The sequence below is a fragment of the Pelagicoccus mobilis genome, from assembly GCF_016595505.1.
Lineage (GTDB): Bacteria > Verrucomicrobiota > Verrucomicrobiia > Opitutales > Opitutaceae > Pelagicoccus > Pelagicoccus mobilis.
In genome coordinates this window covers 23298-47964 of the sequence record NZ_JAENIL010000020.1, presented here as the reverse complement: position 1 = coordinate 47964, position 24667 = coordinate 23298, and the positions used below count along the sequence as shown (strand labels likewise).

Here is a 24667-nt window from a genome sequence, read left to right as displayed (position 1 = left end):
TTCTCTAGCCTCGGAAGTTCTTTTTGTTCAGGCCGTAGAAGAGTGTAGCGGAGGCGAGGCTTCCGCAGAATATTCCGAGAAGAATTAGCAGGGCTTGAACCAGGCCACTGGATTGTTCGTTGGTGATATCCTCGCCCAGCCACTCCTTCCAGATCGTAGTCAACTCATCTCGCGAAGACACGAGGTCGAATGAAGCGAAGGCTCCGAAAATCATAAGGCTACCGCTTACCAGGAGATAGTGCAGCCGAACCTCTGCCTCGCTAAGCGCGAGCAGGAGGAGCAGGATCATCGTAGCGTATCCAAGGAGGCCGAAGAAGGGGAGGTATGAGTAGAGCTCGAGTCCGTACGCGAGCAGAGCGAAAATGCCGAAGCTTCCCCAGCTTCCACCAAAGCGTGCGTAGAATCGTTTGTTTGAGTTATTCATTTTACCGCTTCGTGCGGTGGTCCTTTTTCTAGCGCTGTTCGGGGGAATTATCAATTTGCTGCCTAGATTCGGGTAAATCGACGTTGCCGCTTTGAATCGCCCTTGGATCGATAATAGGGGGCTCTTGTCAGGGTCTGGGCTTTTTCTTGATGAGCAATTTCATAGGATTCCCAAGGGTGCATACTTTGAATCGCAAGCAATTCATCCCGCGTCCGATTGACGTGGTTTGGGAGTTTTTTTCGGATCCTCGCAATCTCGACGAAATGACGCCGCCGTTTCTGCGTTTTGAGATCTTGTCTGGGGCGGATTTTTCGATGTTTGCCGGGCAGGTGATTGAATACCGGATACGTGTGCTTCCTGGGGTGAGGCAGCGTTGGGTTACCGAGATTTCGCACTGCCAGCCGAGAGAGTATTTCGTGGATGAACAGCGGCTCGGGCCTTATCGGTTTTGGCATCACTTGCACGCGTTTCAATCTGTGTCGGATGGGACGATCATGACGGATCGAGTTAACTACGTGCTGCCTTTCGGTCCGCTTGGCTTGCTGGTCCATTCTGTCTTTGTGAAACGCCGCCTGAAGCGAATCTTTGATTTTCGCAGCCAGTATTTGGAGAAACGCTTCGGCGCAAGCCGAGCTTTGTTTGTCTGAAAAAATGTCCGAGGTGGATGTGCACTTTTTGAACAGATGTAGATTCGTGCTGCTGTGATATGCGAAGTTCCCCTCTGGAAGGGGGATGTTGGCGCGTTTCCAGTTTTAGGTAAGGGGCAGGCGGTTTGGTCTGCGTTTAACCTCTATTGGAAACCTCACTATGCATAATTTACTTGTTGGCTGGATTGGGATGGCTGCGGGAGTGCTTTCGGGCGCGGCGATCGGCTTGTTTTTTCATCGAGAGAAATGGTTGGGCGGGTATAGCTCGTTTACGCGACGGATGATGCGTCTCGGCCATATCGCGTTCTTTGGTATCGGATTTTTGAATAGCCTTTTTGCGTTCACGATTCAGGAATCGGATCCGGCGGAGTGGATTGAATATGGGGCGTGGGGATTGGCGGCGGCCAATCTTCTGATGCCATTGGTCTGCTTCTTGAGCGCCTGGAAGAAGAGGTTTCGGCATCTGTTTTTTCTCCCGGTTTTGGCTGCGTCTTGGGGAATTGTGATTGCGATCGTTTATGTGGGAGGTGTGCGATGAAGGTGGCGTTTGTAGCGATGAGCGGGATACGGGTGTTCGATGAGGAATTACTGGAGATTGGGTTGACGGTACCGGGATTTGTGGAGCGTAGTAAGACGATCGCTTCGTTGCCGAGCTTGGGCTTGCTGACGCTGGCAGCTCTGACCCCGGATCATTGGGAAATGGAATATATCGAGGTAGATGAGCTGGAGACATGCGGGAGGGAGAAGCTGTTGGCCTTTGATCTTGTTGCCTTCAGCACTTTTACGGCACGGGCGTTCGATGCGTACGCGTTGTCTGGATACCTAAGGTCGAACGGAGTGAAAACGGTGATCGGGGGACTGCATGCTAGCTTGTGTCCCGAGGAGTGCGGGGAGCATTTCGACAGCGTGGTTGCTGGAGAGGGCGAGCTTGTTTGGCCGGTTTTGCTCGAGGACTTTGAGAAGGGTGCGATGCGCGATTTCTACAAAGCGGAGAGGGCGTATGATTTGGGGCAATCTCCGATTCCGAGATTCGATTTGCTTGAAGTGGAGAGGTACAATCGCTTGACGGTGCAAACGACGCGGGGATGTCCTTGGGAGTGCGAGTTTTGCGCTGCGTCGATACGGTTGGGTGGCGGGTATCGCTGTAAGCCGGTGGACAAGGTTATGCAGGAAATCGAGGTATTGAAGTCGATTTGGCCGCACCCTTTTATCGAGTTCGCGGACGACAACACCTTTGCGAACAAGCGCTATGGGCATGCGTTGATGGATGCGATGCGAGGGTGCGGATTTCGCTGGTTTACTGAAACGGATGTATCGATTGCGTCTGACCCGAAACTGCTGACGAAGATGAAGAGGGCGGGCTGCGCTCAGGTGTTGATCGGGTTTGAGGATCCGGGCGATGTGAGTGGATTGGAGCTCAAGGCGAATTGGAAGTCCAAGCAAGCGACGCGCTATCTGGAATCAATAAAGCGGATACAGGATCACGGCATCACTGTTAACGGGTGTTTTGTTCTGGGGCTCGATACCCATACGCCGGACGTGTTTGAGCGCTACTGGGATTTTATCCGGGAGAGCAATTTGTTCGAAGTGCAGCTGACGTTTTTGACGCCTTTCCCTGGGACGCCTTTGTATGATCGCTTAGCGAGGGAAGGGCGGCTGATCCATGCTGAGGACTGGCGGCGGCGGACATTGTTTGATATTTGCTATCAGCCGAAGGGAATGTCGGTGAGTCAGTTGCGAGACGGTTTTATCGATCTCGTGAGCAGGGTCTATGACGAGGAGGAAGTGGAGCAGCGCCGTCGTCGATTTTGCAAAGCGAAGATGATGGCGGACGCGTGTTAGCTAGTGTGGCCCAAGTTCATCTTTTTCGGTTTTTTCCAAAAAAGTCTGTCACCTTTCTAGGGACCTTGGGCACTCCTAGGGTATGGAAAACAAAATCAATAGCATTAAGGCCTGTGTGGGGATTGCCGCCCTCATTGGGGGAGTATCAGTCGCAATCATAGCTTTGGCCGCTATTTTCACTCCAAGTTCTATGGGGGTAGCCGCTTGGGCGGTGGCTTCTCTGACCTGGATGGGGGGAGCATTGGGCTACCTCGCTACGAGGTGCGCGGCTAGCGAATGATCATTTCGATCCTTCTGTGTCTTCATAGGTATCGGAGACATCTTCGTCCGCTGTAGCTTCGAGGTACAGATCTCCGATGACTTCCGTGTTCGGGAAGTGAGTCCGGACTGAATCGAGGTGTTCCCTGGATATTCCATTTTGTCCTATGTAGAGGGTTCTCAGGGATTGGAATCCTTGTGCCGAAGTGAGCCATTGAGCTGAAAGCTTGGTGGCGAAGAGATTGAGTCGCTCCAGGTTTGGCGAGACGCTCAGAGATGATAGGGCGAGTTCTGTTAGCTGTGTTCGAGAGAGGTTTAGATCGACCAGTGATTCCGATTGGGCGAGCATTGCGAACAGAGAGTCCGGTAGCGTTAGATCTGAAAGATCGATAGTGTGGCACTCGTTAATGAGGGGTAGCAGGGTCTCGAGCAAATCTGAGGTCAGCTGTCCTTTTTGAGTGATAGGGGTGAAATGCAGTGTGTCGCCGTGTTGATCGGCGAAGGTAAAGCAAGACGCGAGCTCTGGGGGACGCTCGTTGATTAGCGATTGCAGCTCGGCACGTCGGGCTATGGCCAAGAGCTGTTTCTCCTTTTCTTTGGCAAGGCGTTCGGCTTCAAGTTTTGGATCGGGCAATAGGCGGTAGCCGGGGACAAGCATGGCCTGAAAGCTCGAAGGAACGTCCGCACTCGGAAGAACGAGTTCGACGGATGATCCGTTCGCTATCCAATGGCTAATGGCCGCTTGCTCTACTTCGTTAAGTTGAGGTTTTCCCTTGGGGGGCATGTGCTGGTCGTCGTGTAGGGGAAGTTTGGTGACGGTGAGAAGTGTAGAGCGAGTCGGATCGTTTCCGGTTAGAACTCCGCCGTTCTTGCCCCCGACTCGAATGTGGGCGTAGGTGTCGAGGCGGAGCGATCCTTTTCGTTTCGCGGGTCCGTGGCAGGATACGCACTTAGCTTGGAGAATCGGGTCGATGATATCCTGATAGAGAGCGACTTCCTCTCCGATTTCTGGAAGTATCGCATAACGTTGAGGATCGTTTAGCCATGGCGCTGCTGCGAAAGGATCGCCGTGAACCATGAGGCCGCCGTAGTGGCCAGCGAGACTGACTGAGACCAGATTTAGGCTTAAGAGCAGCGCTTTCGCTGAGCGAGAGGCAGGGAGGACCTCGAGGATGAAACTGATCCAAGCGAAGGCTGTGAAGGCTGCTGCGGACCAAAGGTGCCGATTCAAGAGTTCGCTGTCGTATCCTCCTTCATTGCCAAGAAAGTACCCGCTCGCAAACGAGGCGGAGGAGCTTAACGCAGCCAAGAGCCAGAGAAATCGGTTGTCTGATGCTGCACGAGTTCGGAGGTTCCAGAGGCTGCGTGCGAAGATTACGATTACCACGCCAATAGGTATGTGGAGAACCAGCGGGTGGAACCCTCCGAGGAAGGTAGACCACGGGCTAGATTCCGAACCTTGCGTGAAGCTCGTTGCTAACATCCAAATGACGATCGCAATGAGGCTCGCTGATCCTGTAGCCAAAATATAATTTCGCCTCGTTTTCTGCATAGCTTAGGCGAAAAGGTCTTCGATCACGTGAGGCGTTTCTCCCACTCCGGTCAGGCGTTGGTCGAGTCCTTGGTAGGGGAAACTGAGATGGTGACTGTCCAGACCGAGTGCGTGAAGAATCGTGGCTTGTAGGTCACGGACGTGGACTGGGTTTTCCTCGACGAAGAATCCGAATGGATCCGTTTGCCCATAGGTGTAACCGCCTTTGACTCCGGCTCCGGCCATCCAGATGGTGAAGGCTTCCTTGTGGTGGTCGCGCCCGAAGGTATCGGAAGCTACCCCTCCGCGCAGCTCGCGCATCGGAGTGCGTCCGAATTCGCCTCCCCAGACGACTAGCGTGTCGTCGAGCAAGCCCCTTTGTTTGAGGTCTTGGATAAGGGCGGCAATGGGACGATCGATCTCCTTGCACTTACGAGCCAAACCTTCGTCGATTGTGTTTTGTCCGTTTCCGTGGTGATCCCAACCCCAGTCGTAGAGCTGAACATAGCGAACACCTCGTTCGACGAGTCTTCGGGCGAGTAGGCAATTATTGGCGAATGACTCCTTGCCGGGATTTGTGCCGTAGGAGTTGTGGATGTATTCGGGCTCCTTCTCGATGTCCAGCGCGTCGGTGGCATGCATTTGGAGCCGGTAGGTCATCTCGTATTGGGAAATGCGTGTTAAGGTTTCAGGATCGCCCACCTCCTCGTAGTGTCGGCGGTTAATCTCGTCGATCGTATCTAGAATTTGGCGACGGGATCGTCGGTCGATTTGAGAGGGGTTGTTCAGATAAAGGATCGGGTCGCCTTCTGATCGACATTGTACCCCTTGGTAGACGGAAGGAAGAAAGCCGCTGCTCCATGCGGACTTGCCGGCGGAAGGATTTTTACCGCCCGACACGAGCACCATAAATCCAGGAAGGTTTTGGTTCTCGGTCCCGAGACCATAAGTGATCCAGGATCCCATGGAGGCGTTGCCGAGGTTTGCATTCCCGGTGTGTAGAAGCAGTTGGGCGGGAGCGTGGTTAAACTGGTCGGTTTGCATGGATTTGATGAAGCAAACCTCATCGATGATCTCCCGAAAGTGGGGAAGAATCTCCGAGATCATCTGTCCGCTTTTACCCGCAGGGTTAAACTTGTGACGGGGGGCAAGTAGACTGGGGACGCCCGATATGAAGGCGAAGCGTTGGCCTTCAAGAAACTCTGGTGGGCAGTCCTTGCCGTCGAGGCGGAAGAGTTCTGGCTTGTAATCGAAGAGGTCAAGTTGACTGGGTGCCCCGGCCATGTGCAGGAAGATGATCCGTTTCGCTTTTGGCGGAAAGTGCGGGTGTTTCGCTGCGAGTGGATTGGCGTTTTTTGATGTGTATCCAGATTTGCCGAACAGTTTTCCCGCTTCCGAGGAAAACCAGATCGCGCCAAGTCCAGCCATGCATTCCTTGAGGAAATAGCGGCGCGTCGTTGCCGAAAGGCTATCGGTTTGGAGTTGTGTAATGAGGTTCATACGCGTTCTGGCTACTTGGTTAGGAAGGCGTCCAGGTTGAGCAGGGCGTTGTTCACGATTGCGAGAGAGGTCTTCGAGACCGTTCCGCTATTCGCCTCGCTCCCTTCGGATTTGTGGTAGAGGTCGAGCAGTGACTCGAGGTCTTCAGTCGATGGTTCCTTGAGGAGAGCCTGCTTGTGAGCGTAGCGGATTGCGTCGCTGGGGGATTCCGGGTGGGCCTCGATCGCTTTTTGGGCGAGCGCTTCGGCGCACTCGAAATAGACGGGATCGTTTAGAGTGACGAGCGCTTGGAGTGGGGTGTTTGTAGCGATGCGGCGAGGTGTGCATACGTCTCGACTCGGAGCGTCGAAGGTGACGAAGCTCGGGTAGGTCGCGCTTCGTTTCCAATAGGTGTAGACTGCTCGGCGGTAGCGGTCCTCGCCCTCGGATGTTTCCCATGCTTCCTTGTTGTACACGGAACGCCATACCTTGTCGGGTTGGTAGGGCATGACCGGTTTCCCAAATTGTTTTGTTGATAGTAGTCCAGAGACCTTAAGGGCGTTGTCGCGTACCATCTCGGCTGTTAAACGCTGTCTTGGACCGCGACTGAGGTAGATGTTTCGAGGATCTTTGTTCCGCTTCTCCTCGGAGATTGTGGCTGATTGACGGTAGGTCGCGCTCATGACGATTTCTTTCAGAAGAGCTTTGGTGCTCCATTTGAGATCGCCTTGGAACTTTAGAGCGAGGTGGTCGAGCAGAGCCTGGTTGGATGGTGGTAGCCCAGCGCTGCCGAAGTCTTCTAGAGTTTCGACAATGCCAATACCAAAAAGCTGTTCCCAGTGACGGTTCACAGTGAAGCGTGCGGTGAGGGGATTTTCATCTGAAACCAGCCACTTCGCCATTTCGATGCGATCGGTTGGTTTCTGATCCGGTTCGCTGAGTAGAATCGCGGGAACAGCGGGGGATACGCGATCTCCTTTTGCTAGCCAATCTCCACGTATGAAAATGTTGGTTACACGAGAGAAATCAGTTTCGCGTTCACGAATGATTGGGACGGCGGTGCTCTCTATGTTTTTTATGTCTCGGTTGAGTTTCTCTCGAGCCGCTTCGGCCTCTACAATTTGGAGTGATTGAGAGAGGGCCTGCCAGTTGCTCTGATCATCGACTGAGAGACGGAAGCGTCTGAGCACGGGTTGTTCCGCTCCGTCATGCCCGGCGAGATTATGGAGGACGATTCTGACGTTTTTCCGCTCCTTGAGGTGAATTGGCTCTTTCGTAACGAACACTGCCCAACGGTCGTAGTGTTGTCTTGGGTACGCCTTCCAACCGTTTTTATTTTCTTTTTCCAGGGACTCCGAGGGACTTGTACGCGTGTTGGCTTCGTCAGAGATCGCTCTCTCGAATTGCACACTGACTTCCTCCCCTGATTCGTTCTCGTAGAAGATCTCAATGAACGAGAGGACGAATGGTGGTCCGGGAATTTCAAGGGACGCATCCAAAGGCATGAGAGCGTCGACCCTTAGAGCGGTAAAGCTGTCGATTGGGGAGCTTGCCTCAATCGTGTGTACTGTGCCTCTGGGGGTGTTCGGGCCGGTTTGCAGGAGTTCGCGGCCAGCCTTGTCGCGCTCGATCGAGAGGACGACGTCTTGGGTGGATTGGGCGGACTGGTAGGTGAGCGGTTTCCAATCTGTGTTTTGGGATAGGTCTTGATAGGGGCGGGTGTAAGCGAGATTTACTTTCCTCAAGTCCTCTTGCATCTGAAAGAGCTCTTCTCTTTTTGCAGGGTCATGAGCGTAGCTGAATTTGGGGAATTCGTCGCGAGTGTCATGATCTTGGGAATTGTTGAGAAAGGCGGCGAATTCGAAGTAGCTCTGCTGTGAAAAAGGATCGTAAGGGTGAGAGTGGCACTGGACGCAGCCAAATGTAGTTCCCATCCATCCCTGCCAAACGGTGTTGGAGCGGTCGATGACCGAGGCGAGAAGGAATTCCTCGTCGTCGGTGCCGCCTTCGACGTTAGTTTTGGTATTGCGGTGGTAGGCGGTGGCGAGGAGGTCGTCGGCTGTCTTGTTGGGTAGAAGATCTCCTGCGAGTTGGGAGAGTGTGAACTGGTCGAATGGCATATCCGCGTTCAGGGCGCGGATAACCCAGTCGCGATAAGGCCACATGTCCCGATAGGAGTCTTTTTCGTATCCGGCCGTGTCTGCGTAACGAGCGAGGTCGAGCCATGGCACTGCCCAGCGTTCTCCGAAGTGAGGTGAGGCGAGGAGTCTGTCTACCTGTGCTTCGTAGGCGTGAGGAGTGTTGTCAGAGATGAATGCCTCGGTTTCCTCGATACTTGGGGGAAGTCCCGTTAGGTCGAGGGTCAGTCGGCGAAGAAGTGAAGTTTTGTCGGCTTCAGGATTTGGAGCGAGTCCGTGCTTCTTGATCTCTGTTAGGACGAATCGATCGATATCGTTGCGTGACCAAGTGTCGTTTGTAGGTAGAGGAACTGCTGGAGCTTGAGGTTTTTGGTAGGCCCAATGTTCTTCCCAGTTGGCTCCTTGCTGTATCCATTTTTTGAGGATTTGAATGTCAAGGTCGCTTAGCGGATCGCCGTGAGCGGCAGGAGGCATTCGCTCGTCGGGATTTTGAGAGGTGATGCGTCGGTAGAGTTCCGACCGATTGGGGTGGTTCGGGGCGATGACGCGCTTACCGGATTGGCTGTATCCAAGCGCTTCCTCCTGGTAGATGAAACTCACCTCTCCGGCCTTTTTGACTCCACCGTGGCAGGCGGTGCAATTCTGGGTGAGGATGGGGCGTACGTGCTCGTTGAAGCTAATCGTTTCCGGTAAGGAAAGAGAGTCGGGCTCTTTGGGGCCTGTACATGCGGTCAGGAACGCCAAGCCAACGAGGACTGGTGTTGCCGCGAGAGAATGTTTGAAGGGCCGGGAGCACCTCCCAAGTGGGGTAGGGTGTAAAAGCATGCGTCGGGGGTACAGGCAGTAAAAGGTACTCTCGTTTCTATGAATTGCGAGGTGGGAAACCAGCAGATTGTCATAGACATCATTGCTGAATGTATGGAAGATTCTGCCATGAAGGCCTCTGGTGAGATAAACGAATTTGCTTCGATTGAGGCAGGAGAGGTGGATAAGAGTCGTAGCTACAGGATCCGAAGACCCAAAGGTCGAGGGGATTGGCTGCTGTTTATGACCTTGAAAGGAAAGGGACTATTCTGCCACTCGGATGAGGATATTGTAGTGCAAAAGGGGCAAGTCGTCCTGATTCCGCCAGGAGCCTATCAGGACTACGGGATATTAAAGGAGGGCAGTCGCTGGCATTTTTTGTGGGCTCACTTCTACGAGCGAAGTGACTGGGGTGACTTGGTGGACTATCCAAAGCGGAAATCGGGTATCCACGTTCTGGATGTCGGCAATGGCGAGTTGTTTGCTGACTCGAGAGCTGACATGGAAGAGTTGCTCAAGGTGTACCGTAGCGCACACTTTCGTGTGAATCAGAAGGCTGTCAATATTCTGGAGCGCCTCCTATTGAGATTGGATAGTGTCAACGAGAGGACACAGTCATTGCGTATCGACGGCAGAATCGAGCATGCCTTGGTGTACATGATGAATCACTCGAAAGAGAAACTCAGCGTGGCTGAGGTCGCCAAGGTCGTGGGCTTGTCTCCCTCGCGCTTTGCCCATCTTTTCAAGGAAGAGACCAATGAGTCTTTTGGAGGGCGACTGGAGCAGATGCGGTTGAAAGAAGGTAAGATCCTGCTTTCGGAGAGAGTATCTCTCTCGATTGCGGAGGTGGCTCACCAGATAGGCTACGATGATCCGCTCTATTTCTCGAAGCGTTTCCGTAAGGCCTTCGCGATTAGCCCGAAAGCGTTTCGGACGAACGCTGTCAGTGAGATTGGCTAGGCCGCGTTGGATCGCTTGTGGCTATGCGTTGCGGCGGCGAGCGCTGGCTCTACTTGAAGGGGTTGTCTTTGCTTTTCCGCTGGTTGGATTTGCGGATCTGCTTGATGACCTGTTGGGCGGACTTTTGCTGTAGGACGGAGCTGAACTGGGATCGGAAATTTTGGGTGATATCGACGTCGTCGATCTGGATGGAGATTATTTGCCAGGCGGAATCCGTTTCTCGAAGGGTGTAGTTGACTTGGGCCCGCGTTCCGAGGTTGCGGGCTGCGTTGCGTGTTCTTCCGAGCGTTGTTACGACGACGTAGCCGGTTTTGGGATCTTTTACCGAATCCAGAATGTCGATACCGTCTCCTTCGAAATCGGCGATGCGGTTGAGATAGTAGTGGATGAGGTGTTGCTCGAATTCGCGAGCGAAGTCGGCGAACTCCATGAGATTGAAGCGAGTGGCTTCGGGGCCCAGCGATTGCGCGGTCATGTGCCCGAGGGCGAGATGCTGCCTGATCTGTTTTTCGGTGAGGGCTTGTTTGGCGTCGGGCGTCAGGGAATCGCTCTGGATTGTTTCGACCAGGATCTCGAGTTCATTTTCGAGAAAGGTCTTCGCGGGAATACGCTCCCCTGATAGGGCGAGCGTATTCATGGCGAAAGTACAGAACAAGTAGAGCAGCGGGCTCGTGAATAGGGGGCGCATTGGTTGGTGTTCGTCGCTTACAGACTTAGGTTGGAAGATTACTCTTCCAGCTGTTGTAAGCTATTTTCAACGAACTTCCAGCCTCTTTTATTGAGTTGCTCTTGTGTTTTTTCGGTAAGTTCTCCGGTGACCCATAGCTGGCGGTTTTCGCTGGCGAAGGATTCGTCTTCGGCAGCTTCCTGGACATCGGAGGTCCAGTGCAAGTATTCCACGGCGACTGGGAGGATGAGGGCGCCGTTTTGGTCGTAGGCCGCAAGCATGCCACGTTTGATCTCAATGCTCTTCAGTGGCGCCTGAGTGTGGTGGTAGTGGTTGAGGATGCGAGTGACCTTGACCATCATGCGGGCGTCGAAGCGATCTTCGGCGGCGAGCGTGATGTCGATGAGTTGGTCGAGTCCTTCCGCTCCGATGAAGGCCTCGGTCGCGAGGGCGATTTCGGTCTTTTCGTTGAGCAGGTAGATTGGATTTGTGTGGAAGTCATGAACGACCTTCTTGTCGATTTCGGCCTTTTTGAGGCGTTCGTCGTTCTGGAGTTCTAGTTCGACTGAAGGCGTGTCCCAAACGATGTTTTGCACGTCGTTCACGTAGCCGAGCGGTCCGAGCGAGGGGACTGCGACGTCGACGACGAGCGATCCGAAGGAAGAGGCCCAAGCGACGCGATCGAGCGTTTCCATGAGGTACGGGTTGTCCGAGTAGGGATTCACGTTGAGCTTCTTGGCCCAGGCGCGTTTCGCCTTGTTGAATCCGAGCAGTTCTTTGCTCGCTCCGCTGGCGGCTTGGGTGGCTTGCTGTTGGATCGGTTCTTTGGGCTCGTCGGACTTGCCGGTGTTTTTCTTAACCGTTTCGTTTACGGTTTCGGTGGCTTGCGTGCTGGTCTTTTTGACGCCGAAGAAAGTGCCTTTGAAGTAGCGATAGGATCGGCCGGGAAGCTTTTTGACGGTAGAAACGGGTTGGGTGGCGACTTGCCAGGCGCCGGCTACCGGATTCTTGAGAGCTTGGGTGAGAGCGTTTGTGAAGGCTTCGGTTTGGCTGACTTCGTTGAGAGCGTCGATGGCGATGGTTTCCCGGATACGCTCGTCCAGTAGGTCGCGGCTCCAGATATCTGCTTCGCCTTGTTTTGTTTTGAGGGAAAACGTGTAGCCGTAATCTTTTACTTTTACTTCAGGTCCTACTGAGTGGTACTCGGTTTGCATCTCGTAGCTGCTGAGAATCTGCTCAGCGGGGATGGTGGGAGCTGCTTCGAAGTCTTGTTGGCTCGCTTGGGCGAAGCTAGTGAGGCAAGCGCTTAGGAGGGTGAGGGCTGCGGTTGTGTACTTCATGAGATTTGTCGGATGTGAGCGTGAGAGGCTCTGTTGAGTATGGAAACGGCTGTCGTAGTTGGACAGGATCGGATTGTTGATGTTCTTTTGTGTTAATTAGATGGGAGCGGTCTTGCTTGAAGTGACTCATGACTGTGGCGACGAGGGCGTTGTCATTTGTGCGAGCATGGATCGACTCTTTGTTTTTGTGCGGCATATATTATCAACAGGTCTCGGAATCGGCTATAGGACTTTGGTCCAATGGTAAGCGGCGAAGGTTTGAGGTAGGATACTGGCAAATGATGAAGATGCTGACCAAAATGATTGTCGCGATGTTACGGGAACGGAACGTCGCGTATAGGAAAGGCCGATACGGTTTTGAGCGCCGAAGTGGCGGATCGTCTGTGCTGAGCGCTGCTAATTCTCACTCCCGCTTGCTTGGGCGGCCATATCGGCAGATAGTGCTGTCGCATTCCTGCTTTTGAACCCTCCTGACCCATTTGTTCCTTATGTCCGCTAGATCTATCTATGCCGCGATCGCGTTCAGCTTGCTGCTGGGCGGGTGCGAAACGACGCCTCCTCCGGAAGGGGTTGAGGCTTTAAACGAGGCGTTGCCGGATTCGACTTCGGTGCCAGACGCTTTTTCTTCTCAAGTGGAGCGTCCTGAAGGACCGCTGCCCGCTAACTGGATCAAGAGTTTTGACGATGCTCAGCTTGAGGCGGTGGTCGATGAGGCTCTGGCCAACAATTTGAATTTGAGCGCGGCGGCTTCGCAGGTGCAAGCGGCGGCGGGGTTGGTTACCCAAGCGGGCTCGCAGATGAAGCCGGTCATCGCTGCAGTGGGAGATGGTTCTCACCTCGAGTACGACGGTGGTTTGAGCAGTGACTCTGGGCAGGGAGCGTTGAGTGTTTCCTGGGAGCTTGATATTTGGGGGAAGCTGCGATCTCAGAGGGATGCGGCGGAAGCCCAGTTTGAGGCGGTGACCTCGGATTATGAATACGCCCGTCTTTCCTTGAAGGCTGGGGTTGCTAAGAGCTGGTTCACTACGGTCGAGCTCAAGCAGCAGTTGGCGTACGCTTCCGAGGTGGTCGACTTGTATCAGCAAACGCTTCGTATCGTGGAGACGAAGCATAAGTTTGGCGATGTCGGCATGAAGGAAGTGCATTTGGCGAAAGCGGATCTGGCGGCGTCGGAAGAGCGGCTCAAACAGGTCGAAGGCGCTGAGAAGACGGCGGTTCGCAGTCTGGAAGTTTTGCTGGGTCGTTATCCTTCGGCGGAACTTGAGGTGGCGAACGAGTTTGCGGCGGTGCCGCCGACGATTCCGGTTGGCTTGCCTTCGGAGTTGATCGAGCGTCGTCCGGACTTGGTGGCGGCGGAGCGTCGCGTGGCGGCTGCCTTTAATTTGACCGATGCGGCGAAAGCGGCCCGGTTGCCGTCGATCGGACTGACGGCGGCGGGAGGAGCTTCGAACAATGATTTCGCGGACTTGCTTGGAGCGGGTGACGGCTTTTGGAGTGTGGGGGCGAATTTCCTGGCTCCGATTTATGCGGGAGGCGCGTTGCAGGCCGAGGTAGAGATCTCGACTGCGGAGCAGGAAGCGGCGTTGGCTTTGTACGGCCAGAAAGCGTTGGTCGCGTTTGGCGAGGTCGAAAACGCTCTGAGTAACGAAGCCTTGCTGGCGAGACGGGAAGCGCTTTTGGCCGATCAGGTCGACGACAGCTTGAAGGCTTTGGAGCTCGCCCAGACCGAGTTTAAGAACGGGGCGATCGAGTTGCTCAACGTGTTGCAGCTGCAAGCCCGTTACGTGTCAGCGAAAGTTGCATACATCAGCATTAAGAACGCTCGTTTGGCGGAGCGTATCGATCTCCACCTGGCACTTGGCGGCGATTTTAGCGAAGAATAAACCCACAACCATTTTTGTTTAAGTTAACCTTTTATTGTTATGAATCCGATTTGTAGTTTTAAGTGGATACCTGGATCCGTCGCATTGCTTTCGTTGTTGGGGGGAAGTCTTCTCATGACGGGTTGCGGCAAGAAAGAAGAACCTGTGATCGAGGCGGTAGTGCGTCCGGTCAAGATACTGGAGTTGAACTCCGGTTTGCTGGAGCGCGGCATTGAGCTGCCGGGGCAGATTGAAGCGGCTCGCGAGGCGAACATGGCTTTCGAGGTGTCCGGCCGTTTGATGGAGATCAATGTTAAAGAGGGGCAGACGATTAAGGAAGGGGAAGCGCTCGCGAGGCTTGACCCTCGAGATTTCGAGGCGACTTTGCAGGGAGCGAAAGCGACCTTTGAGGCAGCCAAGGAGGAAGCGGATCGCTCGAAAGCGCTTTTTGCTGAGCAAGCGACCTCGAAGCAAAGGCTGGATATGGCGGTCAACAATTTCGAGATCGCGAAGTCTAACTTGGAGAAAGCCCAGAAGGCGTTCGACGACACCTTTTTGAAAGCTCCGTTTTCCGGTTTCGTGGCCAAGGTCCATGTGGAGAACCTGGATAATGTAAGGGCGAAGCAGGAGATCATGATCATTCATGATATCTCGAGTTTGAAGATCACGGTGGATGTACCGGAGACGTTGGGGGTATTGGCCAAGCCGGCTCATCACCTGACGATCGAGGAACGTACGCAACGAGCTCGTCCAGTGGTGCGGCTTACGACTCTGAAGGGACGGGAGTTCCCGGCTAAGGTGGTGGAGATGTCTTCGATCGCGGATACGGCGACGCGTACCTACGAAGCGACCTTGATGTTTGATACGCCTAAGGATGTGAACATCATTCCTGGGATGACGGCTCGACTTTCGTTGCGCGTGCCGCGAGACGACTCGTTGGGAGAGGGCCGCTACGCGATTCCAACCTCTGCAGTTGTGGGAAGCAAGGATGCAGAGGGCTATGTGTGGGTGATTGATCCGGACAGCATGGCAGTACGTAAGCAAACCGTGAATACAGTGGCCATGAGCGGTTCTCAGATGGAAGTGACTTCCGATGGTCTGAAGGACGGTGATATGATCGCGATCTCTGGAGTGCATCAGCTCGAAGAGGGCGACGTGGTAAGTAAATTCGAGAAATAGCCTGATCCAGATGAATCTCGTCGAATATTTTATAAAGAACCGAGTGGTCACCTTGGTGGCTACTGCCTTGCTCGTCTTCTTAGGGATCAAGGCTTACAATGAAATGAGTCGCCTCGAGGACCCCGAGTTCACGATTAAGGAGGCTCTGGTGGTTACCCAGTATCCTGGGGCGTCGGCCATCGAGGTGGAGCAAGAGGTGACGGATGAGATCGAGCTTGCGGTGCAGAAACTGGGGCAGCTGGACTCGATCGAAAGTCGTTCGGAGCGCGGTCTGTCGACCGTCACGGTGACGATCCAGGACAAGTACGATGGAAGCACGCTCCCTCAGGTTTGGGACGAGTTGCGCCGCAAGGTTGGCGATGCCCAGGCTCTCTTGCCGCCGGGGGCTCATCCTTCGATCGTGATCGATGACTATGGCGACGTGTATGGCGTTTTCTTGGTTATCTACGGTAACGAGTACACTTATGCGGAACTGAAGGAAGTGGTCGACCTGATGAAGCGCGAGCTGCTGCTCGTGCAGGATGTGGCGAAGATCGATACGCTGGGGGAGAGTCCGGAAGCGATTTATGTTGAAATCAATCGTGAGCGTTTGGCTGAGCTAGACATTCCGGTGAGCCTGGTGATCAACGAGCTGCAGAAGAAGAATCTGGTGCAGGACTCTGGACGAGTGCAAGTGGGCACGGAGTTCGTGACGATCAATCCGACGGGTGAAGTGAACAGCATCGAGGATTTCGAGGACATCCGAATCACGGTAGGCGATAAGCAAATCTCCTTGAGCGATCTGGCGAATGTCCGCCGTGGATACGTGGAGCCGCAGAGTGGAATTATCCGTTACAACGGGCACAAGGGCATCGCCCTGGGCATCTCGACTCGGTCCGGCGGAAACGTGGTGACGATGGGTGAAGCGTTGGAGGCTCGCTTGTACGAGCTGGCTAGCGAGATCCCGGTCGGCATCGAGGCGGGGCTGGTATCGGTGCAGTCGACTGCGGTGGTGAAGGCGATCGACAATTTTGTGATCAGCTTGATCGAGGCGGTTGCGATCGTGGTGGTGGTTCTGCTTTTGTTCATGGGCTTGAGAAGCGGTCTGTTGATCGGCTTCATCTTGGTGGTGACGATTCTCGGATCGTTCATCTTCCTTCATCCGATGGGCGTGGCCTTGGAGCGCATCTCGCTCGGCGCTTTGATCATCGCTCTGGGTATGCTGGTGGATAACGCGATCGTGGTGGTTGATGGCATGCTGGTGCGGATTGAGAAGGGGCAGGATGCCTCGAAGGCGGCTGTGGAGGTCGTGGGCAAGACGGCGATTCCGCTGCTTGGCGCGACCGCGATCGCGGTGCTCGCGTTTGCCGCGATCGGTACTTCGCAGGATCAGACTGGCGAGTTCTGTCGTTCGCTGTACCAGGTGATTTTGGTGTCCTTGACTTTGAGCTGGGTGACGGCGGTCACGATCACTCCTTTGTTGGGGATTCTGTTCTTGAAGCCTTCCAAGAAGAAGTCTGGCGACGGAAACGGTTCCAAACCAGGTGGCGTGATACTGCTCTACCAGAAGCTTTTGGGGACTTGCTTGCGTAATCGTTGGCTTACCATTCCGGCTGTGCTGGGCGTGTTCGTGGTAGCGATTTGGGGCTTTGGAAATGTGAAGAGCTCGTTCTTCCCGCCCTCCACGCGTCCGCAGTTCATGATCGATCTCTGGATGCCGCAGGGGACTCACATCGACGAAACGGCGGAGAAGGCTTACCTCCTTGAGGAAATGCTGATGGCGGACGAGTCGGTGCGCAACGTGACGACTATGGTGGGCAAGGGGGCCTTGCGATTCCTGCTAACTTACACACCCGAAAAGCCAAACTCCGCCTATGCTCACTTCTTGGTGGATGCGGATGCTAAGGACATTGATCGATTGATCCGGAAAGTGGATACGGAGTTTAGTTCTCACTTTGCGAACGCCCAGATTTATGGATACAAGTTCGAGCTTGGTCCAGGATCGAAGGGGAAGGTGGAACCTCGTTTCTATGGTGAGGATCCTGACGTGTTGCGAGACTTGTCGGCCCAAGCGTTGGCGATTATCCGCGACGATCCGGACTCGAAGGCGATCATCACCAACTGGCGTGATCGCGTGAAGGTGGCCCGCCCTCAGGTATTGGAAGAGCAGGCCAGTTTGTTTGGGGTGACCAAGGCGGATATCGCGACTGTGCTTCGACAAGGGTTCCAAGGGTGGACGATTGGCGTCTATCGCGAAGAGGATTTGCTTTTGCCGATCATTCTCAAGGCGGAAGCTCCTGACAATGCGGAGATCGCGAATATCGGAAACTTGCAGATCTGGAGTCCTGCGGCTCAGCAAAGCCTTCCGCTGCGTCAGATGATTTCTGGGGTGACGGTGGAGTTCGAGGATGAGATCATCTACCGTCGCGACCGTAAGCGTTCGATCTCGGTTTTTGCCGACTCGGTTTCGGGCTTGTCGAACGATTTGCTTGAGCGTTTGCGCCCGCAGATCGAGGCGATCGAAATGCCGGAAGGTTATTCGCTGGAGTGGGGCGGCGAGTTCGAGGACTCTGCGAAGGCGAAGGGGTCTTTGGCGGGCACGCTGCCGACTTTCATTGGAGCGATGATTGTGATGACCATCCTGTTGTTCAACTCCTTGCGCGATCCGTTGGTGATCTGGCTCTCGGTGCCGTTGATTATCATCGGCGTGGCGGCGGGCTTGTTGCTCTTTGACGAGCCGTTTAACTTCATGGCGATCCTGGGCTTCCTGAGTTTGATTGGGATGCTGATCAAAAATGCGATCGTCCTGATAGATGAGTTCCGGGATCTGAGCGGCGATACGGGTTGCACGATGCAGATCCTGCTGGAGGGCGGGGCGAGCCGTCTGCGGCCGGTAGCGATGGCGGCTGCGACAACGGCTTTGGGCATGATCCCGCTGTTTTTCGACGCGTTCTTCGTGGCGATGGCGATTACGATCATCTTCGGCCTCATGGTGGCGACGGTACTTACCATGGTGGTGTTGCCGGTCATCTACGCGATCGTATTCAAAGTTCCAAACGACTGATTTCAAGGGAGGCGGCCTCTAGGGGGCGCCTCCTTGTTTTTTTGCGATGAACAACGTTCCTAGAAATCACTTGGAGGCCATCTTCGGGGGACTGAGCGAGAAACGGTTTCGCGTTCTGTTTCTGATTCTGTGCTTTTTGTTTTTCTGTATGCCGGTGTTGGCGGAGACGGGGCTGATGGATGACCCATGGGTGGCGAAGCTTTTGTACGTTGTCGTGTATATGTCGCTGCTGGCGTCCGCTTCGAGTATCGCGAGCCACAATCGTAGAAGTTACCTTACCATGGTGACGGTGAGCGTTTTGGCGATCGGGCTGAATGTGGCGTATCTTGTTTGGCCCAGCGAAGTCTTTATGCTTTTGAATCACGCGGTGCTTAGCTTGGTATTGCTCTATGTGATCGTATCCTTGTCCCACTACATGTTTAGCTGTCGTCGGGTGACGATGTATACGATCTACGCTTCCTTGAGCGCTTTTCTGATGATTGCTCTGTTGTGGTCGATGATCTATGGAATCATAGATATGGTGGATCCGGAGGCGTTCAACGTGCCTGCCCATTTGGCGGGAGAGGGAAGGCTGTCGAGCTTGGGAAGCATTCGAGCGTTTCAGGGCTTGTACTTCAGCCTCGTGACGATCACGACGCTGGGCTATGGCGATATTTCCCCGATCAGCGTGAGCGCTCGTATGCTGTGTAGCGCGGAGGCGTTCGTGGGGCAGATGTTTATGGCGGTGATGGTGGCCCGATTGGTCGGGGTTTATTCAACGCAGAGTTTGGAGAGAGACGTTGATGGAGGCGATCGTGACTAGGGAGAGCGGCTACGTCCCTGCATTTGGGGAATTCGTTGCCCGAATGTGGAAGGGCTTCCTTGCGCTCTTCCTTTTTGTTTGTATTCAAAAAACCGGTGCAGCTCCTCTGTTTGAATCGGAGGAGGTTCTTGAAATTGTGGTGGAGGCGCCGCTTCGAACGCTTAAGAACCAACGTGGTGACAATCCTAAATGGCTAGAAGGCCGTGTGATTGTTGGGGGCGCGGAGGCATCGGCATTTGATGTTCAGGTCAAGGCACGCGGCAATTTTCGGCGAAAGGAGAGTTCCTGCGCGTTTCCCTCTTATTGGATCAACTTTAAGAAGAAGCAGGTGAGCGGGTCAGTTTTTAGCGAGCTCGATCGTGTGAAGGTGGTGGCTCATTGTCGCGAGGGGCGGAAGGATTTTAGCTCCTACATTTACAAGGAGTACCTTGCTTATAAAACCTACGAGATTTTGACGGACGAAGGGTTAAGGGTGCGGCTTGCTCGTATCCGATATCGTGATATAAAATCAGGGAAGATATCGGAGGGGCGGGCTGCGTTTTTTATCGAGCCTACGAGTGCGTTTGCCAAGCGTCATGGCGGGGAATTGATCGAGGAAAGGTACGTGCAGCCGTCGCGCTATAACTTGGAAGCTCTGTGTCGTGCGGAGTTGTTTCAGTATTTGGTGGGTAACAGCGATTTCACTTACTTTGCGAGTCAGGATGAATGTTGTCACAATGGGAAAGCGTTCAGTGTAGCCCGACTGGATGATGAGCTGATTCCTGTCCCTTACGATTTCGATCTAGCTGGGGTCGTGAATACTCCGTATGCCACGGTGAATCCGAAGCTGCCCATTGATAAGGTGACCGAGCGGTTTTATCGTGGGTTGCGTGTTCCGGACGATGTGTTCCGAACGACAGTAGATCTGTATTTGGAAAAGGAGGACGAGATTCTGGGTCTTTGGGAGAATACAGAGCTCCTAGAGGAAGGGGACAAGCTGGAGGCGTTGGCCTTCTTGCACGATTTCTTCCGCGTTTTGAAATCTCCCCAGCTAGTGAGGCGAGAGCTGGTGCGTCGGATGCGTAGTATCGAAAAGCTGGACGAGTATATTGAGAACAGGGCGGCGGAAGCTCGCTAGTGTGCTTTTTTCATGTGGTTAGTCGCACGATGCAGGATCGAGTCTCCACGGCGGCCTGCGGCGAGGCCGCCCTACCTTTTACATTCAATGAGAACGTGCCAGCCCATTTGGCTGGGCGCGATTTGATCGCGTGACAAGCACGCTCCTACGTTGGTGTGCGACTAATGCTCTAAGTCTCCTTCTGAATCGGGTTTGGACTCGGGGGACGTTTGACCGCTTGGCTCGGGTGGTTCAGGAGGGGCTTCCAGGTCTTCGATTCGTTTGGTGATACTCCGGTTTTTGGGCTCTAGGAGGGAGACCTCTTTGAGGTATTCGATCAGCTCTTCCTTGCTGGAATAATTGGGTACCTCGACCTTCCCGTTTTTGTGGATGGCGTAGTGCTTGCCGTTTTCGATGAGGAGGCAAGCGAGGTTTTCGCCGTAGTAGCGGGAGAGCCCGACATCGGCGAGAATGACTTTGCCGCCGAAGCGTGGAAGGATGACACCATTGGTCGGTGTATGACCGAGGATGATGTGGTCGACATCGAAATTTTCCAAAAGGGTTTCTAGGTGCGGTCTCTCTGGATCTTCGTCGCCCATGGCTAGCCCTCTGTACCAAAGGGGGCCATCCTCTTTTTCTACGATTCCAAGGTCTGTTTGTTCCAGATCCTCGAAGCCTTTGCGGATTTCGTCGTTGATCTCCTGAATGGTAGAGTGGGCCTGTGGAGGTCCGATGCCGCCGTGTACGAAAAGGTAGTCGCCGATTTTGATGACTGCGTTATGGGTGAGAACCCATGAGCCTATATCCCCTGTAGGGAGCCAGCTGATACGATGTTCCAAAAAGCCGACGGGGCGGAGTTCGTACCACTTGCTTTTGAATTCTCCTTCGAAGTCGGGCCACTCTTCTTTGGGTTTGTTCTCTTTTATCCAATTGACTTCGTTTTGATAGAGTTCGTCCAAGTAATTTTCTGAATTGATGTCCGCGAAGTCGGCGTACTCTTGATCGGTGACGTATCGGAGATCTCCGTACACGTTCATGGCATCGTGGTTACCGATGAGGATATGTACCTTGCCTCCTTTGCGTTTGGCAGACTTTTCCAGTTTGCGGAGAAATCTAATGACTTTGAGAGTGTCTCCTCCGCGGTCGGGCAGATCGCCCAGTTGTACGAGATGGGTTTTCTTGGCTATCCACTTGAGCTTTTTGTTGATGACTTCAGCGGCTTGCAGCGCTTCTATCATCTTGTCGTAGTCCCCGTGTATGTCGCCAAGCACTACGATTCGCTCAACTGCCTCGAACTCGGCTGGTTGAGGTTTTGAGTGGGCGAGCGACGCCATGACGAGGCAAGAGAGGATTGCGAGAAAAAGTCGTCTCATTTAGAGTCAAATAGGAGAAGGCTAGTGCGGCGTTCCTCGTTTTACTTGTCTAGAAGAGTTGGTATTTCTTCTGTTTCCGCTGCGGGCTTGGATTTGGGTTTCTTCTTACTTTCTCCATACTCCATGGCGTGGATGATGAGGATGGCGTAGCAGAAGATGATAGACATCATGAGGGCGAGACCGAGCGAACCGATGCCTGCGGAAAGGCCGATGCCGATGGAGATTAGGAAGTAGAGCGTATCTGTGAACTCTCTCATGTTGGTCCTGAAACGTATGCCTGCTCCCGCTACGATGCCGGCCAGGCTGAAGGCGAGCGCTAGGCTGTTTTGCACGATTAGTACGAGTCCGGTGACCGCTATTGGCAGGAGGACGATCGCCTTGGCTATGGAAGGGTCGACTGTCTTCTTTGTGTGGGTTGCTAAATACGCTCTGCCGACTGGAATGGATACCAAGAGAGAGGAGCTGAAGCAGAGCATGAAGAACAGGGCATGCGAGCGCAGGCCTTGTTCTTGCAGCCGCCCAGAGTGCACGGTGGACTCGAACTCCAGGGCGTTTGAGGTGGTCGAGAAAATGCGCTCAGAGGTTCCGACGGGTAGATACTCGAGGGAACTGGGAAAGACCTGATAGAAGAGTGCGGCGACCGCGACCAGTATCAGGTAGTGAACCGTATTTTTGAGGAGGGCTTTCTTGAGCTTGGGGCGCATTGTATCTGGAGGAGATAGACTGAGGAAGAGGCGTTTGCAAACGCTTATCTACGGCGGCGTAGACCTCCTCCGCTGCGATTGAAGCTGCGGTTTCCTCGGCTGTGTTCGAAGCTGCGGGCTCTTTGGTTTCCGTAGTGGCGAGAGCGGGAGTCGCGTTGCACATCTCTCAGCTCTCGGTTGTGGCGGCTTGGATTGTTGAAACGTTCGCGGTCGCGTTCGATCTGGCTTCGTTGGATTTGCTCCCTTTCGAACTGGCTTCGATCAAACTGGCTTCGGTCGAGGGGTTCGCGGTTGGATAGCTTGTCGCGTTGCTGGTCGGTGAGGGTGATGGAGTCGCGATCGAAATCGCGTTCAGGGAGCTGGTTCCAGGATCCGCCATCGCGCTTTTCCCAACCGTCATCAGTTTTTCGATACACTCGACCGTTCTTGCTGGCGTAGAGATCTCCGTCGCCAGTTTGGTAGAGTCCGCCTCGCCTGCCGTTGTCGGTGACGATGCGTCCGCCTTGCCCGCCTTTGGAGCTTTCGAATCGGTAGCGTGAGCCGTCTTGGTTGGAGTAGCGTTCAGACTTTATCCAATCGTCGCCGCGTTGCACTTTGGATTTGCCCCAGGACTCGTATTCGTTGTGTCCGTGGTACTCGAAGTCTTGGCGAGTGGAGGTGCTGATGCCGTTGCGTGGGTTGTAGGATCTGCCGGAGTAGGATCGCGAGTTGTAGTCCCAAACCATCTCGCCGGATCCGTATCTGCCGGTGCGTGGATTGTAGCGTTCTCCGGCCCAAGCTCCGCCGTAGGGACCGTATGTGTAGTGTCCGTGTCCGTAGCGTCCGGTGCGCGGATTGTAGAAACTGGCGGACCCGTAGGTGTATGGATAATGAGGATAGTATCCCCAGTATGGGTACGGGTAGAATGGGTCGTAGTAACCCCAGCCCCAACCCCACCAGCCGTGGTGCCAGTGATAGCCTGATCCGTATACGACGACTCCCCATGATATGTAGGAGTGGTGGTAGCCGGAGGTGTAGCTGCAGTGGACGTGGGTGGGGGTGCTATCGTCGATTTTGACGTAAGTGACGTTGTAGGAGGGAGAGGAGGGAGGAATTTGGTAGATGGCGTCGGGCACGTGATCGGCTACGACCCAGGGGCCCTGCGGGTTTTCTCCGACGAACCAGACTGCGTTGTGGCAAAGGTAGTAGCTGCCGTCGATGAGGAAGACGTCGTGCTCTGTATTGGTGGCGAAGGATACGTTCGTGTTTTCGATCTCATCGAAGACAGGCTCGCCCATGTAGACGGTTTCGGGCGCTTCGAGGTCTCGGGCGACGACGGCGGTCTTGGGTGCTTGGGCTTCGAGCACGGCGAAGCGTGACTCGATGGTGCCAGAGATGGAGGCTCGAACGTGAGCTCGCTCGTGGTCTTCGGGGATGTCGAGAAAGTAGTCGGGGAGTTCGGTGGTGCCCTCCCAGTCGCCGCTGAGCTTGTCAGTGGTGAACCAGCGTCCGGAGGTGAGGAGGTAGTAGCTTTGGGTTTTGTTGTCGTAGATGATGTCGTGGCTGGTGTTGGATACAAAGAAGAGGGGTGTGGTGTCGATTGCTTCGAGGGTGGGTTCGCCTTCGGTGACGATGAGCTCGGTGGGCTGGGTGGCGACGTGGATTTGAGGGATTTCCTTGGATGCGATCCAGTCGCCGGGGACGGCTTTGCGAATGCTGTCGAAGCGAGGATCCGAGGGGAGTTCTTCGAATTCTTTGGGAAGTTTGGTGGTGTTTTTCCACGGGCCTTCGAGTTTTTTGGACTTTAGCCAATGGCGGCCCATGAGCAGGTAGTAGGTGTCGGACTTCTTGTGATGGAAGAGGTCCCAGCTGGAGTTGACCACGAGGCCGAGCTTGCTGTCTTCCTGGAGGGGACGTATGGCGGGGGCGCCGTCGATGTTTACCAAGAGCGCTGGCTTGTTGCTGTAGATGATTTGTGGCGGGTCCATGGATACGTCCACGGATTGTTCGTCGACGTTTTCGGTGGCGAGATAGGCGAGCAGTACATCGAGCGGGAGCTCTTGGAGTTCTCGATTGAAATTGGATTGGAGTTGTTTGGAAAAGGCGTCCGCGTCATCGGCTTCGAGCTCAGGGAAGTAGCTTTCCAGGATTTCCCGATCGTAGACGGTGACGAGGCGTTCATCGAAATCGACGGTGATACTAGCCCGAATTTTCAGGGCGCCGACCATGTCGACTTTTTCGTCGTTGGACTGATATTTGACGGCGGTCCAGAGATCGACGCTACGGAAGCCTTGATGGCTGTCGATTTGCGGCTCGTAGATGGTGGCGACTCCGTCCGCAAGGGCGAGCTTGCGGGGAAAGCGAGGGGCTTCCTGTTCCGTACTCTCTGCCGTGTCGGTCGGTTGAGGTGTGTTTGCCTCTTGGGCGATTGAATTACTGTTGAGCGCGATGAGCGAGATCGCGAGAAGCGTGCTGAATCGAGGCATTTTAGTCTTTGGGTTTAGGATATGACGAAACTGCTTCCGCGTTCGGAAGCAGT

Annotated in this window: 18 protein-coding genes; 9 read left to right on the top strand and 9 right to left on the bottom strand. The window is 54.3% G+C overall.

Annotated elements, in window-relative coordinates; translation table 11 throughout:
- Positions 1 to 4: 4 nt before the first annotated feature.
- A complete protein-coding gene (locus JIN87_RS12155) occupies positions 5 to 424 on the bottom strand; it encodes a hypothetical protein (RefSeq protein ID WP_200355835.1) in 420 nt (139 codons plus the stop codon).
- Between the two features lie 149 nt (positions 425 to 573).
- Between JIN87_RS12155 and JIN87_RS12150 the strand changes: the two genes are divergently transcribed.
- The 3 genes from JIN87_RS12150 to JIN87_RS12140 all read left to right on the top strand — a co-directional run bounded on the left by JIN87_RS12150 (position 574) and on the right by JIN87_RS12140 (position 2913).
- Positions 574 to 1071 (top strand): SRPBCC family protein, encoded by a 498-nt coding sequence (locus tag JIN87_RS12150; RefSeq protein WP_200355834.1) that lies wholly within the window; start codon positions 574 to 576, stop codon positions 1069 to 1071.
- 160 nt (positions 1072 to 1231) lie between these two features.
- The gene (locus JIN87_RS12145; protein WP_200355833.1) at positions 1232 to 1609 is read left to right on the top strand and encodes a hypothetical protein; all 378 of its coding nucleotides are present in this window, start codon (positions 1232 to 1234) and stop codon (positions 1607 to 1609) included.
- Entirely contained in the window at positions 1606 to 2913 is a 1308-nt protein-coding gene (locus JIN87_RS12140) for a B12-binding domain-containing radical SAM protein (protein WP_200355832.1), read from the top strand. Before JIN87_RS12145 ends, JIN87_RS12140 begins: the two co-directional genes overlap by 4 nt.
- 280 nt (positions 2914 to 3193) lie before the next feature.
- Here the strand turns inward: JIN87_RS12140 and JIN87_RS12135 are convergent, their stop codons facing one another.
- The 3 genes from JIN87_RS12135 to JIN87_RS12125 form a co-directional block, all read right to left on the bottom strand.
- Positions 3194 to 4558, bottom strand: a complete 1365-nt coding sequence (locus JIN87_RS12135; RefSeq protein ID WP_200355831.1) for a c-type cytochrome domain-containing protein — start codon at positions 4556 to 4558, stop codon at positions 3194 to 3196.
- A 168-nt stretch (positions 4559 to 4726) separates the two neighbouring features.
- Positions 4727 to 6202 (bottom strand): DUF1501 domain-containing protein, encoded by a 1476-nt coding sequence (locus tag JIN87_RS12130; RefSeq protein WP_200355830.1) that lies wholly within the window; start codon positions 6200 to 6202, stop codon positions 4727 to 4729.
- Positions 6203 to 6213: 11 nt separating this feature from the next.
- On the bottom strand, positions 6214 to 9063 hold the full coding sequence (locus tag JIN87_RS12125) for a PSD1 and planctomycete cytochrome C domain-containing protein (protein ID WP_200355829.1): 2850 nt from the start codon (positions 9061 to 9063) through the stop codon (positions 6214 to 6216).
- A gap of 120 nt (positions 9064 to 9183) precedes the next feature.
- Between JIN87_RS12125 and JIN87_RS12120 the strand changes: the two genes are divergently transcribed.
- Positions 9184 to 10083 carry a helix-turn-helix domain-containing protein gene (locus JIN87_RS12120; protein WP_200355828.1) on the top strand — a complete coding sequence of 300 codons (900 nt, stop codon included), beginning with the start codon at positions 9184 to 9186 and terminating at the stop codon, positions 10081 to 10083.
- 49 nt (positions 10084 to 10132) lie between these two features.
- Here the strand turns inward: JIN87_RS12120 and JIN87_RS12115 are convergent, their stop codons facing one another.
- Together JIN87_RS12115 and JIN87_RS12110 are read right to left on the bottom strand one after the other, a co-directional pair.
- Positions 10133 to 10771: an MlaC/ttg2D family ABC transporter substrate-binding protein gene (locus tag JIN87_RS12115; protein WP_200355827.1), complete on the bottom strand. Its 639-nt coding sequence runs from the start codon at positions 10769 to 10771 to the stop codon at positions 10133 to 10135.
- 38 nt (positions 10772 to 10809) lie between these two features.
- Entirely contained in the window at positions 10810 to 12090 is a 1281-nt protein-coding gene (locus JIN87_RS12110) for a hypothetical protein (RefSeq protein WP_200355826.1), read from the bottom strand.
- A gap of 488 nt (positions 12091 to 12578) precedes the next feature.
- On the opposite strand from JIN87_RS12110, the gene JIN87_RS12105 reads away from it, so the two are divergent.
- From JIN87_RS12105 to JIN87_RS12085, 5 genes are read left to right on the top strand one after another with little or no spacing between them, the layout of a single operon-like run.
- Entirely contained in the window at positions 12579 to 13973 is a 1395-nt protein-coding gene (locus JIN87_RS12105) for an efflux transporter outer membrane subunit (protein ID WP_200355825.1), read from the top strand.
- A 39-nt stretch (positions 13974 to 14012) separates the two neighbouring features.
- A complete protein-coding gene (locus JIN87_RS12100) occupies positions 14013 to 15131 on the top strand; it encodes an efflux RND transporter periplasmic adaptor subunit (protein ID WP_200355824.1) in 1119 nt (372 codons plus the stop codon).
- A gap of 10 nt (positions 15132 to 15141) precedes the next feature.
- Positions 15142 to 18174 (top strand): efflux RND transporter permease subunit, encoded by a 3033-nt coding sequence (locus tag JIN87_RS12095; RefSeq protein WP_200355823.1) that lies wholly within the window; start codon positions 15142 to 15144, stop codon positions 18172 to 18174.
- Positions 18175 to 18220: 46 nt separating this feature from the next.
- Positions 18221 to 18976: a potassium channel family protein gene (locus JIN87_RS12090; protein ID WP_200355822.1), complete on the top strand. Its 756-nt coding sequence runs from the start codon at positions 18221 to 18223 to the stop codon at positions 18974 to 18976.
- A complete protein-coding gene (locus JIN87_RS12085) occupies positions 18957 to 20093 on the top strand; it encodes a HipA domain-containing protein (RefSeq protein ID WP_200355821.1) in 1137 nt (378 codons plus the stop codon). The genes JIN87_RS12090 and JIN87_RS12085 overlap by 20 nt, the downstream gene beginning before the upstream one ends.
- A gap of 161 nt (positions 20094 to 20254) precedes the next feature.
- Here JIN87_RS12085 and JIN87_RS12080 read toward each other — a convergent pair whose 3' ends face one another.
- The 3 genes from JIN87_RS12080 to JIN87_RS12070 are packed head-to-tail and all read right to left on the bottom strand — an operon-like array spanning position 20255 to position 24614.
- Positions 20255 to 21445 carry a metallophosphoesterase gene (locus tag JIN87_RS12080; protein WP_200355820.1) on the bottom strand — a complete coding sequence of 397 codons (1191 nt, stop codon included), beginning with the start codon at positions 21443 to 21445 and terminating at the stop codon, positions 20255 to 20257.
- Positions 21446 to 21486: 41 nt separating this feature from the next.
- Positions 21487 to 22149 (bottom strand): hypothetical protein, encoded by a 663-nt coding sequence (locus JIN87_RS12075; RefSeq protein ID WP_200355819.1) that lies wholly within the window; start codon positions 22147 to 22149, stop codon positions 21487 to 21489.
- Between the two features lie 44 nt (positions 22150 to 22193).
- Entirely contained in the window at positions 22194 to 24614 is a 2421-nt protein-coding gene (locus JIN87_RS12070; RefSeq protein ID WP_200355818.1) for a hypothetical protein, read from the bottom strand.
- Between the last annotated feature and the right edge of the window lie 53 nt (positions 24615 to 24667).

Bases quoted from the DNA above. Each gene is read 5' to 3' on its own strand.
- JIN87_RS12150 (WP_200355834.1), top strand. From the start codon at position 574: ATGAGCAATTTCATAGGATTCCCAAGGGTGCATACTTTGAATCGCAAG.
- JIN87_RS12120 (WP_200355828.1), top strand. From the start codon at position 9,184: ATGAATTGCGAGGTGGGAAACCAGCAGATTGTCATAGACATCATTGCT.
- JIN87_RS12095 (WP_200355823.1), top strand. From the start codon at position 15,142: ATGAATCTCGTCGAATATTTTATAAAGAACCGAGTGGTCACCTTGGTG.
- JIN87_RS12090 (WP_200355822.1), top strand. From the start codon at position 18,221: ATGAACAACGTTCCTAGAAATCACTTGGAGGCCATCTTCGGGGGACTG.
- JIN87_RS12110 (WP_200355826.1), bottom strand. From the start codon at position 12,090: ATGAAGTACACAACCGCAGCCCTCACCCTCCTAAGCGCTTGCCTCACT.
- JIN87_RS12140 (WP_200355832.1), top strand. From the start codon at position 1,606: ATGAAGGTGGCGTTTGTAGCGATGAGCGGGATACGGGTGTTCGATGAG.
- JIN87_RS12080 (WP_200355820.1), bottom strand. From the start codon at position 21,445: ATGAGACGACTTTTTCTCGCAATCCTCTCTTGCCTCGTCATGGCGTCG.
- JIN87_RS12085 (WP_200355821.1), top strand. From the start codon at position 18,957: ATGGAGGCGATCGTGACTAGGGAGAGCGGCTACGTCCCTGCATTTGGG.
- JIN87_RS12100 (WP_200355824.1), top strand. From the start codon at position 14,013: ATGAATCCGATTTGTAGTTTTAAGTGGATACCTGGATCCGTCGCATTG.
- JIN87_RS12155 (WP_200355835.1), bottom strand. From the start codon at position 424: ATGAATAACTCAAACAAACGATTCTACGCACGCTTTGGTGGAAGCTGG.
- JIN87_RS12105 (WP_200355825.1), top strand. From the start codon at position 12,579: ATGTCCGCTAGATCTATCTATGCCGCGATCGCGTTCAGCTTGCTGCTG.
- JIN87_RS12075 (WP_200355819.1), bottom strand. From the start codon at position 22,149: ATGCGCCCCAAGCTCAAGAAAGCCCTCCTCAAAAATACGGTTCACTAC.
- JIN87_RS12130 (WP_200355830.1), bottom strand. From the start codon at position 6,202: ATGAACCTCATTACACAACTCCAAACCGATAGCCTTTCGGCAACGACG.
- JIN87_RS12070 (WP_200355818.1), bottom strand. From the start codon at position 24,614: ATGCCTCGATTCAGCACGCTTCTCGCGATCTCGCTCATCGCGCTCAAC.
- JIN87_RS12115 (WP_200355827.1), bottom strand. From the start codon at position 10,771: ATGCGCCCCCTATTCACGAGCCCGCTGCTCTACTTGTTCTGTACTTTC.
- JIN87_RS12145 (WP_200355833.1), top strand. From the start codon at position 1,232: ATGCATAATTTACTTGTTGGCTGGATTGGGATGGCTGCGGGAGTGCTT.